The sequence below is a fragment of the Marixanthomonas sp. SCSIO 43207 genome (genome assembly GCF_019904255.1).
In the GTDB taxonomy this organism is placed as follows: Bacteria; Bacteroidota; Bacteroidia; order Flavobacteriales; family Flavobacteriaceae; genus Marixanthomonas.
This window is the reverse complement of sequence record NZ_CP063203.1, coordinates 2,839,058-2,852,051: the sequence shown is the minus strand read 5'-3', so window position 1 is coordinate 2,852,051 and position 12,994 is coordinate 2,839,058. Positions and strand designations below refer to the sequence as shown.

Genomic DNA, 12,994 nt, shown 5'->3' with positions numbered 1-12,994 from the left:
TTCATTTACTTAAACAGCAACATTATATTCACGCAGTGCGTCGTTTAATGATGTTTTTTTATTGGTGCTTTCTTTCCTTTTTCCAATAATTAATGCACAAGGTACTTGATATTCTCCAGCCGGAAATTTCTTGGTATAACTTCCAGGAATAACTACAGAACGAGCCGGAATTAATCCTTTTGTTTCAATAGGTTTATCACCAGTAACATCAATTATTTTTGTTGAAGCAGTTAATACAACATTGGCACCCAAGACAGCTTCTTTCTCTACACGTACACCTTCTACTACAATACAGCGAGAGCCAATAAAAGCATTATCCTCAATGATTACAGGTGCTGCTTGTAAAGGTTCTAAAACTCCACCAATGCCTACACCACCACTAAGATGTACATTTTTACCAATTTGAGCACAACTTCCTACTGTTGCCCAAGTATCTACCATAGTCCCCTCATCTACATAAGCGCCAATATTTACATAACTAGGCATCATTATAACGCCTTTTGAAACATAAGCACCGTGTCTTGCAACAGCGTGCGGAACTACACGAACACCTTTTTCTTTATATCCACTTTTTAAAGGAATTTTATCGTGGTATTCAAAAATACCGGCTTCCATCGTTTCCATTTTCTGAATTGGGAAGTATAAAACCACTGCTTTTTTTACCCATTCATTTACTTGCCAGCCGTCTTCTGTTGGCTCTGCACAGCGTAGTTTACCTTCATCACATAATTTTACAACCTCTCTAATGGCATGTATTGTTTCATCGTCTTGAAGCAAAGAACGATCGTCCCAAGCTTTCTCAATAATTTGTTGTAATTGGCTCATAGTTCAATTAAAATTTAGACACAAAGATAAAAGTCCGTTTTAATTAACTTCCCTTTTTTGGCATACTATTTTACAAACCCGTATTTTTGCACTCTTATGGGACGCATTTTAGCCATAGATTACGGTACAAAACGCACCGGGATTGCTATAACTGACGAGTTACAGTTAATAGCCTCTGGGTTGACGACTGTGCCAACAAAAGAACTACTTGATTTTTTAAAAAAATACATCAAATCTGAAACAGTCGATTTGATATTAATTGGCGAACCTACCCAAAAGGACGGAACGGCAAGTAGTGTAGAAGTTCATATTAAAGAATTTATAAAATCTTTTTCTGAAACATTTCCGAAGATAGAAATTAAAAGAGTAGATGAACGTTATACCAGTAAAATGGCTTTTCAAACCATGATTGACAGTGGGTTAAAGAAAAAACAACGTAGAAATAAAGCGCTTATTGATGAAATAAGTGCAACCATAATTTTACAAGAATACTTATACAACAAATAGATTTAAATAGATACGAATGATTTTACCAATTGTAGCTTACGGAGACCCCGTTTTACGAAAAGAAGCCAAAGAAATTGATGCAGATTATCCAAAGCTAAACGAACTGCTTGAAAACATGTATGAAACCATGTATGCCGCACGAGGAGTTGGTCTGGCAGCCCCTCAAATAGGTCTTCCCATTCGTATTTTTATTGTTGATGCATCACCATTTGCAGATGATGAAGAGTTAACCAAAGAAGAGCAAAAAGAATTGGAAGGGTTTAAAAAAACATTTATTAATGCTCGTATACTTGAAGAGCACGGAGATGAGTGGGCATTTAATGAAGGCTGTTTAAGCATTCCTGAAGTTAGAGAAGATGTATTTCGTCAACCAGAAATAGTTATTGAGTATGAAGATGAAAATTTCAAAACTCATAAGGAAACCATTACAGGAATAGCAGCCCGTATTGTGCAGCATGAGTACGATCATATTGAAGGTATTCTATTTACAGATAAGCTTTCACCACTTAAAAAACGACTTATTAAAAGTAAGTTGAATAAGATTTCTACCGGAAAAATTAATATAGATTATAGAATGCGTTTCCCAAAAGCAAAAAAGAAACGTTAATAGCATTGCAAAGAAGTTTGAAACCGTGCATATTTGCACCTTTCAAAAATTGAAAAAATAGTTTATGAGTTTAGAAAAAATATTATCTATTTCAGGAAAACCGGGATTGTATAAGTTAAAAACACAAACCCGTAGTGGTTTTTTAGCCGAGTCATTAATTGACGGAAAAAAAATTAACGTAAGTGGTCGTCACAATGTAAGTTTATTAAGCGAGATTGCCATATACACACTTACTGAAGAAGTACCTATTAGAGAAGTGTTTGCAAAAATTTCTGAAAAGGAAAATGGAGGTGAAGCAATAAGCCATAAAGAGCCAAAAATTAAACTAGAAGAATACTTTTTTGAGGTATTACCAGATTATGATGAAGATCGTGTATATCCAGGTGATATTAAAAAAGTAATACAATGGTACAATTTGCTTCATAAAAACGGTATTACAGATTTCTCTGAAGCCGATGCATCTAAAGAAGAAGCAATTTCAGAAGAAGAATAAAACATACAACTTTTCAATAAAAAAAACCTGTATTACTTACTAATACAGGTTTTTTTTGTGAGTATTATTTCATTCGTTTATATTTTTTTACAGAACCTATTCTTAAAATTGTAAAGCCTATCACAGCCGAAACTAAAGAACCTAATAAAATTCCCGTTTTTGCAGAATCTATATAACTCGGACTATTGTTAAAGGCTAGACTGGCTACAAAAATAGACATGGTAAAACCAATTCCAGCTAAAAACGAAACTCCAATAATGTGTTTTGTTGTAATGTCACTCGGTATAGTTATTAATTTAATTTTTTGAGCAAACAAAACAATAGTGGTAACACCAATACTATTACCCAGAACTAAAGAAGCGGCTATAATAGTCATTAATGTAGTGTCTAAAGGAACATCACTATTAAGAGCAACTCCTGCATTGGCAAATGCAAAAACTGGGATAATAAGGTAAGCAACCCAACCGTGCAGTGAGTGTTCTAGATGTTGTAATGGACTTTGAAATTTTCCGGTCCAATCTTCTAGGTCATCAATAGTTTGTATTTGCTCATTTGACAATATAGGCTTATCTATCACTTCAGCTTTTTTAATGTTACTGGTAATATCAACAAGAATATCAATAAAATCGGTTGTGTAAATTTTTTGTCTTACAGGAATAGAAAAAGCTAGTAATATTCCAGCGATTGTAGGATGAATTCCAGCCTTTAAAAAAAGAGTCCAAATAACTACACCAAAAATAAAAAGTAAAAACTTTGAGTAATATCCTCTAAAAGAAATAAAATATAGAACAGCCAATAGGCCTAAAGCAATCCCTAGCAAACCTAGCTTTAAACTTCCGCTATAAAAAACAGCAATAACCATCACAGCTCCTATATCATCAACTATTGCAAACGCTGTTAAAAATACTTTTAAACTTAACGGAACTCTATTGCCCAATAATTTTAAAACTGCTAATGCAAAGGCAATATCAGTTGCCATTGGGATAGCCCAACCTTCTAGCGTAGCTGGGTTTTGGTTAAGAAGAACAAAAATAAGCACGGGAACGGTCATACCTCCTATAGCGCCAAAGAGAGGAAATGCAACTTTTTTAACGCTATTCAATTCACCAATTAAAAATTCCCTTTTAATTTCTAAACCAATTAAAAAGAAAAAGACCGCCATTAAGCCATCATTAATCCATAAAATAAGAGGTTTATTTAATTCAAAATCCTGAATAGAAATACCAATTTTATATTGCCAGATTGATTGGTACAAATCTCCATAAGGTGAATTAGCCCAAATTAAAGCAACAATTGTAGCAGCAAGTAATAAAATACCACTTAACGCTTCAATTTGAATAAACTTTTTAAAAGGAGTAATAATTTTTTCTCGAATCATAGAGGGGTTTTAAAATAGAATAGTACAATTTTTCTTAATACATAAAGCTGTTAAGAACCATCAAAAATACAATCTTTAAATTAATTTATTTCAGAATACTTATTAAGATAAGATATAGATTTCCACTAGTTTTGCAACAAACAAATTGCATTATGAACTCTAGAAAAGACCAATTACAAGCTTTTGATCGCTTATTAACGATTATGGATGAATTGCGTGAGCAATGCCCGTGGGATAAAAAGCAAACCATGCAAAGCTTACGTCATTTGACCATAGAAGAAACCTATGAACTTGGCGATGCGATTCTAGATAATGATCTTGATGAAGTAAAAGGAGAGTTAGGCGATCTATTACTGCATATTGTATTTTATGCAAAAATAGGAAGTGAAACCAATGATTTTGATATAGCAGATGTGTTACATCAAATTTGCGAAAAATTGATTTCTCGTCATCCACATATCTACGGTGATGTTGATGTTGCTAATGAAGAAGAAGTAAAACAAAACTGGGAAAACTTAAAGCTGAAAGAAGGTAAAAAGAGTGTGTTACAAGGTGTTCCAAAGTCATTACCGGCCCTAGTTAAAGCCAATAGAATTCAAGATAAAGTAGCCGGTGTAGGTTTTGATTGGGAGCAGCCTGAGCAGGTCTTTGAAAAACTGAAAGAAGAGCTTGAAGAATTACAACACGAAGTGACCGAAAATAATACCGATAAAATTGAAGCCGAATTTGGTGATGTTCTTTTTTCAATGATTAATTATGCGAGATTTTTAAAAGTAAATCCCGAAAATGCCTTAGAACGAACCAATAAAAAGTTCATTAACCGTTTTCAGTATTTGGAAAGTAAAGCAAAAGAAAAAGGAATCGCTTTAAAAGAAATGACTCTAGAAGAAATGGATGTTTTTTGGGAAGAAGCCAAACGTTTGTAGGTTAAGTAGAAAAAACAATCAATCTATCTTTGATTTCAACACTAGAATAATCAAACTTTTTTTGAATCCAATTTAAAGTTCTTTCGGTATAAAAAACTACGTGCGTAACATCGTTTTTATAATACCAATTTTCAAAATTTATGCTAGAATCATAAATGCTCGTCATACAATAAAGCTTCCCGTTAGGCTTTAATAGCTTTTTAAAGAGAGAAAATTCTTCATTAGGGGAGTGAAAATGTTCAATCACTTCACAACAAAAAATATAATCATACCGAGTATTTAAAGCAGCTTCGTTTGGATAAAAAAATGCATCATATAGCGTAACAGAAAAACCTTTTTCTGAAAGTAACTTACTAACCACAGGACCTGTCCCTGCGCCAAAATCTAAACCCTTACTTTCTTTTGAAAAATCCCTCTCAATAGCTTTTACAATTGGCGATACAAATTCTTGATAACCATTATCGCTAGGATTATTGTTATGATATAAATAGCGTTCTTTCTCTTCACTAAGTGATGGGAAATCTTGTGCGCTTTTAGACAATAAAGAACAAACGCCACATTTATAGAATGTGGCGTTATCGTTAATGTAAAAGGGTTTATCTATGTTGCTATGACAAAGTGGGCAAGAGGCCATATTATGCGTCCCTAACCGATTTAATTTTAGAAAGTTTAGCTTTCCAAACTTCTAGTTGTTCTTTGTGTTTTGCAATATTTTTGTGTACTTCTTTAACCAATGGATTATCGTCTTCTACGTTTTTAAAGAAACTTAAATTATTTTCAAGTTGTCTTATTTCATCTTTTGTTTCGTTTATTTTTTTCGAAATAAAGAAATGCTCATTTTTCAACTTTCGTTCATCTTCACGATTGGTAAGTGTGTTAAGCTTATTTTCAAACTTGATAAGCTCTGCATCTTTTTTACTTACGTCTAGTTGCTGAAATAGCCCGTCTAACGTTTTATTGAATTTTTGTTCAATGTTACGTTTTTTATAGGGTACGCGACCAATTTTTTTCCATTCGTTAATTTTATTTTTTATAGTCTTAAGGTCTTCTTTGTGGTCGCCACTCAACTCAAGTTTTTCCATACTTTCAAGCAGCGCTTCCTTTTGACTGAAATGTTCTTTCTCTTCTTCCTTTTCTTCATCTTTCTGCGCATGTAACCTGTCAAAATAATGATTACAAGCAGCTTTAAATTGCTTCCAAACTTTATCGCTGTGTTTTCTAGGTACGTGACCTATCTTTTTCCAATCAGATTGAATCTTTTTCATTAAAGGAGTAGTCGCTTCTAGATCGTCACTATCCTTATTGTCTTCGGCTATTTTTACCAGCTCTCGTTTCTTTTCAAGATTAACGTATTGTTCTTTTTTCTGGTTTTTATAAAATGCATTTTTTGTTCGGTTAAAGGTGCGAGTAGCTTCTTTAAAAGCATTCCAGATACCTTTGTTTAAAGCTCTTGGTACTTTTCCTGCTGCAAAATAGGCGTCTCGCAATTCTTGTACTTTTTTAATAGCATTTTGCCAAGCGTGATGGTTTGATTTTGTGTTTTGGGTCAATTGATTTATTTGACTTATCAACTCTTTCTTCACCTCATAATTGGCTTCATATTCTTTTTCTTGCTCTTCAAGAAATGCGTGTCGTTTATCATGAATTACTTTTGTAGCTTCACTAAACTTTTCCCAAACTTCTTCTCTATATTCTTTGGCAACAGGACCTACATCTTCTTTCCACATTTTATGAAGCATTTGTAGCTCTCTGAAAGCTTTATTGGTGTTTTCTTCTTGAGCAAGTTCTTCGGCTCTACTAATTAACTTCAGCTTTTGTTCCAGGTTATGTTTAAAATCCATATCCCGAAACTCCCTGTTTAAATGAAGAAAATCATAAAAGTTTTCTACGTGATGGTGGTAATTATTCCAAACTAGGTTGTATTTATCTCGTGGAATTGGCCCCGCTTCATGCCAACGTGTTTGAATGTCTTTGAAGTGGTTGTAGGTTTTACCCATGCTTTCTTCAGCATTTAATAGTCCTTTCAACTCTTCAATTAACTCTTGTCTTTTTGCAAGATTTGCGTTTAAATCTTTTTTTAGGTTTTTATAGTAGTTGTTTCGCTTTTCTTTGTAGTCAAAGTAGAGCGAGTTAAATTCCTTTTTTAAAGGAGTAGAGTAGTGAAAGTCAATAATATTTCCGCCTTCGGCTAAAAATTCTTCTTTCTTTTGTTCTAAAACATCATTGAATTTTGAATTAAATTCTGAACGAATCTCTTCAATATCATTTTTAATATTTTGAACGGGCTTGTTGTCAAGCAGGTTTTTAAACTCACGAATCAATTCTTTTTCTGAAAGCTCGCTATAGTCCTTACTTTCATCATCATCGTCGTCTTTTTCTTCATCGTCTGAAGAAGCTACCTCTTCCTCATCATCTTGGTTTTCATCTTCTGAATCTGCTTCAGCTTTTGCCTCTTTTTCTTTAGATGCGTTTTCTGCGCTTACTTTTTCTTCAGGAGTTTCTTCCTTTTCAGCTTCGTCTACTAAGGCTTTTTCCAAAACTTCAGCATCTTCTTTCGTTTCTTGTTTTTCAACAGTTTTTTCTTCTGAAGGTGTATCTACAGATTTAGTTTCTGAAACTGGTTTTTTTACTTCTTCTTTTTCCGTTTTTTCGTCAGACATATCTTTCAATGTTTAGGTTCATGATTCCTCGGTTGTCAAGATACTAACAACTGAGCAAACTGCAAAGACAGAGGCTTTATTTTGAACGGATATAAACGAATTTTATGATCGCCAGATTTTCCAAGCTTTCTTTGCTTGATGCTCTAGCATTTTAAGGCCGTTGCTCGTTTTGGCTCCTTGAGCGCGACCTAGCTTTAAAAATTCGGTTTGTGAAGGATTATAAATCAAGTCAAAAAGAAGGTGGTCTTTCGAGATAAATTGGTACGGAATAGTGGGACAAGCAGATATATTTGGTGATGTACCTAATGGGGTACAATTAATGATTAAACAGTGGTCTTCAATAATTTGTTTGTTCAGGCTTGAATAGGTAATGGTGGATTCTGTCTTTTTTCTAGAAACAACTTGGTACCTGAACCCCATGGTTTTTAAAACGTACTTAATTGCTTTTGAGGCTCCGCCAGTACCCAGTATTAATGCAGATTTGTCTTTTAAAGGTAGAAAATTGGCAAGAGCTTTTGCAAAGCCATAATGATCTGTATTATAGCCTTTTAAGCTACCGTCATTTTGAAATTTTATGGTGTTTATAGCTCCTATTTCTTGTGCTTCTTTATCAATACGATCTAAAAAAGGAATAATTGCTTCTTTATAAGGAATGGTGACGTTAAGACCTTTTAAATCTGGATTTTCAGAAATGATTTTGGGAAATTGATCAATAGATTCAATATCAAAATTGTGGTACGTATCTTGCCGATTTTCTTTTTCAAATTTTATAGAAAAGAATGTTTTTGAAAATGAGTAAGCAATGTCTTTACCTACAAGCCCATATTTAGCCATTGTTATTGAGTCTTATTTTTTGATACCAATCTAAACTTAACACAATCAATATGCCCACGAAAATAAAGAAAATAGCCCAAAGGGTATCGAACGAAAATTCTGATGGCCAATACCGGTCATATCCGGTAATGATTTCTCTATCATTAGCATCAAATTTTATATTTCCGAAGGCATCAAGTGCATATATTTTTTCTTTCCAAGGCCATACTACGCCCAGCGAGCCAGAAATAAACCCAATAATTACGGCATAGGTTGCTTTTTTAAACCGTTTTAATACGTAAGCTAGTAAATGTGATAAAGAGACCAATCCTACTAACGAGCCCGACGCAAAAGAGGCTAAAACTTTTAATAACTTTATACGTTCTGAATCACCGGTAAAACTGAAATCAAACTGAGCTAGATCTATAAAAGTATCATATAAAGCATTTACAGAGTCTACGAGTAATAAAACATAATTTCCTAAAAGAATTAATATAAATGAACCGGAAAGACCCGGTAATGTCATTCCTGAAACTCCAATAATGCCACAGAAAAATACAAATATAAGGTTGCTGTTTTCTTTGGCGGGTTCTAGAAAGCTTATAGCTACACCGGCAATAATACCGCATAAGAGATAGGCAATGTATTTTCTGTTCCAATCACCAAAATCTTTGGCAATGTAATAAATTGAACCTATTATCATACCAAAAAAGGTACTCCACACAAACAGTTCATAATTTAATAAAAGAAAGTCTAATATTTTTGAAACGCTAAAGTAGCTAATGATCATCCCTAATATAAGTAGACCTAAAAAGCGACCATTTATATATTGAAAAAAACTTTTAAAACGACCGTCAAGAAGAAGACCAGCGGCTTTTCTATTTATTTTTTGAAGGGAATAAATAAATTCTTCATAAAACCCTGCGACAAATGCAACGACACCTCCCGAAACCCCGGGAACTTTGTTGGCAGCTCCCATGGCAAGACCTTTTAATACAAGCCAAACTTTATCATTAAAGGATCTTTCTTCGTGCATGCATTAGTTACTTTTTGAAACAGCTACTCGTTCTAAAATAAAGATACTTAGAAAGCCTAAGACCATAAAAAGAACGGCCAAAAATATTTGAGGTTCGTCTGGATATTGTGTGGGCAAAATGCTTTTTTCAATAAACGGAACTTTCTCTCCGTGAGAGTTACTTCTATAGGATAGTACTTCTTTCCAAGGCCATATTTTGTTTAACGCACCAATCATAAACCCAGTTAATACTGCTAGAGTCAAGTTTTTATAATGTTTAAACATCCAGTTTAATACCTTCGAAAATACTTTTAATCCCACAACGGCACCTACTAGAAAGATTAAAATTTTAAGTACAGCATCAGATATTACTTTCCAATTCATCGTTGAAAGTCCTTCCCCTAGTTGTGATAATGTACCGATAATAGCTGTATAAGCTCCTAGTAATAATAAGATGAAAGCACCGCTTATTCCTGGTAATATCATAGCGATGATAGCTACAAATCCTGCAAAAAATAAAAACCAATTACTTTCAACGGTTCCAAGAGGTTCGGCAAGGGTTATAAAATAAGCAAATGCTGCAGCGAGAATCAATGCTATAATAACAGCTACATTCCATCTAGTAACTTGTTTTCCTACATATAAAATACTGGCGATTACCAATCCGAAAAAGAATGACCATACCAGTATAGGATGATTGGTAAGTAAAAAGGTGATCAGTTTTGCTAATGACAAAATACTGATAGCCACACCAGAAAATAAAGCCAATAAAAAAGGAAGGTTATAGGTTTTCCAAGCTGTTAAAAAGTTTTCTTTTTTCCAAAGTTTAAAAAAACCTAAATCAAGTTTATGAATGGTTTCTATTAACTCTTCATAGATACCCGATATAAAGGCGATTGTTCCTCCAGAGACTCCCGGAACCACATCTGCGGCACCCATTGCCAATCCCTTGGCAGTTATGATAAGGTATTGTATAAAATTACGTTTTGGCATAGCGATCAATTACTAAATGCCAAAAATACAGAAATTACAATGAAGGGTTTTTGTGTTTTTCGATTATTTGCTGAACGGTTGGCCTGTTATAAAAATTAGGAAATAATTCTTCGATAATAATAGTATACTCTCGGTTAAATTTTAATCCATTTTTTAAGTGATAAATAGCTTTTCGTTCTTCACTTAAAATATTATATAGTCCTGCAAAACGAAATTCTATCTCTGCGTTCTCAGGATAAAATTCAGATGCTTGCAATAAATTTTTAATGGCAGCTTCGTGTTCACCCAATTTTAATAGTAAATCACATCGAGTAAGCCAAGTGTTTAATTCATAATTGCCTAACTCAAGCGTTCTGCGGTAACCGTGTTCTGCTTCTTCAAAAAGATGTAATCTAAAATTAATACGCGCATATCGTTTCCAGTATCGTACATTCTCACTATCTATATTGATAGCTTTTTCAATGTAATACAGTGCTTTTTTATAATCTTTTTTCTTTAAATAATAATCGGTTATAGCAATCCAACCTTTATCTAACAATGCATCTTCTTCTACACATTTTGTATAAAATTGAAGTGCAAGTTCATGGTCTTGTAGTTTTTCATAACATTTTCCAATGCGTAATAATGCAAAGGAAGTAGGATCATCTAGACCAAGGGTGATTGAGTAGCTTTCTATAGCGTCTTCATACCTGTGTAGCTTTTCTAAAACTTTTCCTTTTTCTAAATAAGCTCCAATAAAACGGTCGTCACTAATTATAGCAAAATCAAATGCTGCCAATGACTTTTTAAAATCCTTTAAAATATAATATTGCTTACCTACTTGATGCCAAGCTACTTCACTGTAGGGGTTCTTATTTAAGAAATCATTTAAATAGTCTATTGCCGCTTCATGTTGCTCCAAAAAGTCAAAACAATAAATTATATTGTATAATGCCGAGTAATCTTCTTCATCATTCTCAAGACATTTCATAAAAAAGAGTTTTGCGTTTTCAAAATCTTCCAAGAAAAGGTATTCCATCCCAATAAGAGACATAACATCGTTTTCATCATTGGTGATTTCTAGTGCTTGCTCAAGTAATTGTATGGCTTTTGTATGCTCATCACGACGTGATAAGATATTTGCTTTTTGTATATAAACTTCTTGATTTGATTGTTCTAAGGTGTAAAGCTCATTTAAGAGTGCATCTGCAATGTCTAGTTCATTTTCAAAAATGTGCATTTCAATTTGAAATAATTTCAAATTGGTAGCAGATGGATGTTGTTCCAAGCCTAGCTTAGTCGCTTTTTTTGCAAGAGCGATTTTCCCATTTTCTAAATAATACTGTATGATCTCTTCAAACTCTTCAGAATCAAAAAAATAGACATCATTTGTCTTCAGCATAGATTCAAAGCGGGAAAGGGAGAAGTTGTCATGCTCGTTTGGAGGTAATTGCATACGTAACGTTTTACGGTTTCTTCTATTTTAAAGATACTAATGTAATAGGCTATTCAAGAGTTATGCCGTGTTTATTGTTAACAGCCTTATCAACAGTCAACTATAAGTTTAAAACAATGAATATCAAGTATTTAGCTTGTTTTTATTGATTTTTTATTGAATTGAGCACTTCTGTTATAATGTCACATCCTTCTTTAATTTCTTCTTCTGATATGGTAAGAGGCGGAGTAATACGTACAGCTTTGGGCTCAAATAATAGCCAAAAGAGTATCAAATTTTTGTCTTTACATTGTAAAATAACTTCGGAAGCAATTTCAGCAGATTCAAATATCAAAGCCAACATCAATCCTTTTCCTCTAATTTCTTTAATCAAAGGATGTTTCAATTGTTTTCTGAAAATTTCTTCCTTCTGAAGTGTTTCAGAAATTAAATTGGTTTCTGTTATTTCTTTTAAAGTTGCCAAAGCAGCTGCAGCAATAACAGGGTTACCGCCAAAAGTTGTAATATGACCAAGTTTGGGGTTATCTTTCAGTAGCGCCATATGTTGTTGTGAAGCAGTAAATGCACCAATAGGTAAGCCACCACCCATTCCTTTTCCCATTACCAAAATATCTGGTACAATGTCAAAATGCTCAAAACCGAATAACTTACCCGTTCTACCAAATCCTGGTTGTATTTCATCCAAAATAAGTAATGTACCAGTCTCATTACAGCGCTCTCTTATTTTTTGTAGATATTCTTTCTTCGGAATAATAAATCCGGCTCCGCCTTGAATGGTTTCTAAAATAACTGCAGCGGTTTTTGAAGTAATTTTATGTATATCTTCAAAGTTATTAAACCGAATAGGATGACAATCGGGTATAAGTGGTGCAAAAGGTTTTTTGCGATCTTCATACCCCATCACGCTTAGCGCCCCAAAGGTATTACCATGATAAGCATTATGAGCATATATAATTTCTGATCGGTTGGTAGCTCTGCGTGCTAATTTTAAAGATGCATCTATAGCTTCGGCACCACTGTTAACCAAATAAGTTGTTTCTAAAGGTTTGGGTAAGTGACTGGCTAATATTTTTGCAACTTCTACAGCTGGTTGTTGAATGTACTCGCCATATACCATCACGTGAAGGTATTTGTCCAACTGGTTTTTAACAGCATTTACAACTCGTGGATGACGATGACCTAAACTACAGGCCGAAACTCCTGCTACAAAATCTAGGTGTTTATTATGGTTGTTGTCATAAATATAGCTTCCCTCTGCATGTGATACTTCTACAGCTAATGGATGTGGTGTGGTTTGTGTTTGATATTTAAAAAAATCTTCTTTCATAATCTTTCTACAGCT

Annotated in this window: 13 protein-coding genes; 4 read left to right on the top strand and 9 right to left on the bottom strand. The window is 33.7% G+C overall.

All coding sequences use genetic code 11. The features are described from left to right. Window positions 1-9: 9 nt before the first annotated feature. Window positions 10-825 carry a 2,3,4,5-tetrahydropyridine-2,6-dicarboxylate N-succinyltransferase gene (locus tag INR76_RS13385; protein WP_223108457.1) on the bottom strand — a complete coding sequence of 272 codons (816 nt, stop codon included), beginning with the start codon at window positions 823-825 and terminating at the stop codon, window positions 10-12. A 96-nt stretch (window positions 826-921) separates the two neighbouring features. On the opposite strand from INR76_RS13385, the gene ruvX reads away from it, so the two are divergent. From ruvX to INR76_RS13370, 3 genes are all read left to right on the top strand, one after another. Beyond that, the gene (ruvX, locus tag INR76_RS13380; RefSeq protein ID WP_223108456.1) at window positions 922-1,332 is read left to right on the top strand and encodes a Holliday junction resolvase RuvX; all 411 of its coding nucleotides are present in this window, start codon (window positions 922-924) and stop codon (window positions 1,330-1,332) included. A 16-nt stretch (window positions 1,333-1,348) separates the two neighbouring features. Next, the gene (def, locus tag INR76_RS13375; RefSeq protein WP_223108455.1) at window positions 1,349-1,939 is read left to right on the top strand and encodes a peptide deformylase; all 591 of its coding nucleotides are present in this window, start codon (window positions 1,349-1,351) and stop codon (window positions 1,937-1,939) included. A 64-nt stretch (window positions 1,940-2,003) separates the two neighbouring features. Then, window positions 2,004-2,432, top strand: coding sequence for a DUF5606 domain-containing protein (locus INR76_RS13370; RefSeq protein WP_223108454.1), 429 nt, complete (start codon window positions 2,004-2,006; stop codon window positions 2,430-2,432). A gap of 64 nt (window positions 2,433-2,496) precedes the next feature. On the opposite strand, the gene nhaA is transcribed toward INR76_RS13370, so the two are convergent. Beyond that, on the bottom strand, window positions 2,497-3,810 hold the full coding sequence (gene nhaA, locus INR76_RS13365; protein ID WP_223108453.1) for a Na+/H+ antiporter NhaA: 1,314 nt from the start codon (window positions 3,808-3,810) through the stop codon (window positions 2,497-2,499). 152 nt (window positions 3,811-3,962) lie between these two features. Between nhaA and mazG the strand changes: the two genes are divergently transcribed. Continuing rightward, entirely contained in the window at window positions 3,963-4,736 is a 774-nt protein-coding gene (gene mazG, locus INR76_RS13360) for a nucleoside triphosphate pyrophosphohydrolase (protein ID WP_223108452.1), read from the top strand. A 1-nt stretch (window position 4,737) separates the two neighbouring features. Here the strand turns inward: mazG and INR76_RS13355 are convergent, their stop codons facing one another. From INR76_RS13355 to INR76_RS13325, 7 genes are all read right to left on the bottom strand, one after another. Beyond that, entirely contained in the window at window positions 4,738-5,370 is a 633-nt protein-coding gene (locus INR76_RS13355; RefSeq protein ID WP_223108451.1) for a class I SAM-dependent methyltransferase, read from the bottom strand. Between the two features lies 1 nt (window position 5,371). After that, a complete protein-coding gene (locus tag INR76_RS13350; protein ID WP_223108450.1) occupies window positions 5,372-7,396 on the bottom strand; it encodes a DUF349 domain-containing protein in 2,025 nt (674 codons plus the stop codon). A 102-nt stretch (window positions 7,397-7,498) separates the two neighbouring features. Further along, entirely contained in the window at window positions 7,499-8,230 is a 732-nt protein-coding gene (locus INR76_RS13345) for a shikimate dehydrogenase (RefSeq protein WP_223108449.1), read from the bottom strand. Then, window positions 8,223-9,245 carry a DUF368 domain-containing protein gene (locus INR76_RS13340; RefSeq protein ID WP_223108448.1) on the bottom strand — a complete coding sequence of 341 codons (1,023 nt, stop codon included), beginning with the start codon at window positions 9,243-9,245 and terminating at the stop codon, window positions 8,223-8,225. Before INR76_RS13340 ends, INR76_RS13345 begins: the two co-directional genes overlap by 8 nt. A gap of 3 nt (window positions 9,246-9,248) precedes the next feature. Next, window positions 9,249-10,217 carry a DUF368 domain-containing protein gene (locus tag INR76_RS13335; RefSeq protein ID WP_223108447.1) on the bottom strand — a complete coding sequence of 323 codons (969 nt, stop codon included), beginning with the start codon at window positions 10,215-10,217 and terminating at the stop codon, window positions 9,249-9,251. A gap of 34 nt (window positions 10,218-10,251) precedes the next feature. Then, complete coding sequence (locus tag INR76_RS13330) at window positions 10,252-11,652, bottom strand: lipopolysaccharide assembly protein LapB (RefSeq protein WP_223108446.1); 1,401 nt, start codon at window positions 11,650-11,652, stop codon at window positions 10,252-10,254. 142 nt (window positions 11,653-11,794) lie between these two features. Continuing rightward, complete coding sequence (locus INR76_RS13325; protein WP_223108445.1) at window positions 11,795-12,979, bottom strand: aspartate aminotransferase family protein; 1,185 nt, start codon at window positions 12,977-12,979, stop codon at window positions 11,795-11,797. Window positions 12,980-12,994: the final 15 nt, after the last annotated feature.

What these genes read in the sequence shown, in the direction of transcription:
- INR76_RS13385 (WP_223108457.1), bottom strand. Translation starts at nt 825, where the DNA reads ATGAGCCAATTACAACAAATTATTGAGAAAGCTTGGGACGATCGTTCT.
- ruvX (WP_223108456.1), top strand. Translation starts at nt 922, where the DNA reads ATGGGACGCATTTTAGCCATAGATTACGGTACAAAACGCACCGGGATT.
- def (WP_223108455.1), top strand. Translation starts at nt 1,349, where the DNA reads ATGATTTTACCAATTGTAGCTTACGGAGACCCCGTTTTACGAAAAGAA.
- INR76_RS13370 (WP_223108454.1), top strand. Translation starts at nt 2,004, where the DNA reads ATGAGTTTAGAAAAAATATTATCTATTTCAGGAAAACCGGGATTGTAT.
- nhaA (WP_223108453.1), bottom strand. Translation starts at nt 3,810, where the DNA reads ATGATTCGAGAAAAAATTATTACTCCTTTTAAAAAGTTTATTCAAATT.
- mazG (WP_223108452.1), top strand. Translation starts at nt 3,963, where the DNA reads ATGAACTCTAGAAAAGACCAATTACAAGCTTTTGATCGCTTATTAACG.
- INR76_RS13355 (WP_223108451.1), bottom strand. Translation starts at nt 5,370, where the DNA reads ATGGCCTCTTGCCCACTTTGTCATAGCAACATAGATAAACCCTTTTAC.
- INR76_RS13350 (WP_223108450.1), bottom strand. Translation starts at nt 7,396, where the DNA reads ATGTCTGACGAAAAAACGGAAAAAGAAGAAGTAAAAAAACCAGTTTCA.
- INR76_RS13345 (WP_223108449.1), bottom strand. Translation starts at nt 8,230, where the DNA reads ATGGCTAAATATGGGCTTGTAGGTAAAGACATTGCTTACTCATTTTCA.
- INR76_RS13340 (WP_223108448.1), bottom strand. Translation starts at nt 9,245, where the DNA reads ATGCACGAAGAAAGATCCTTTAATGATAAAGTTTGGCTTGTATTAAAA.
- INR76_RS13335 (WP_223108447.1), bottom strand. Translation starts at nt 10,217, where the DNA reads ATGCCAAAACGTAATTTTATACAATACCTTATCATAACTGCCAAGGGA.
- INR76_RS13330 (WP_223108446.1), bottom strand. Translation starts at nt 11,652, where the DNA reads ATGCAATTACCTCCAAACGAGCATGACAACTTCTCCCTTTCCCGCTTT.
- INR76_RS13325 (WP_223108445.1), bottom strand. Translation starts at nt 12,979, where the DNA reads ATGAAAGAAGATTTTTTTAAATATCAAACACAAACCACACCACATCCA.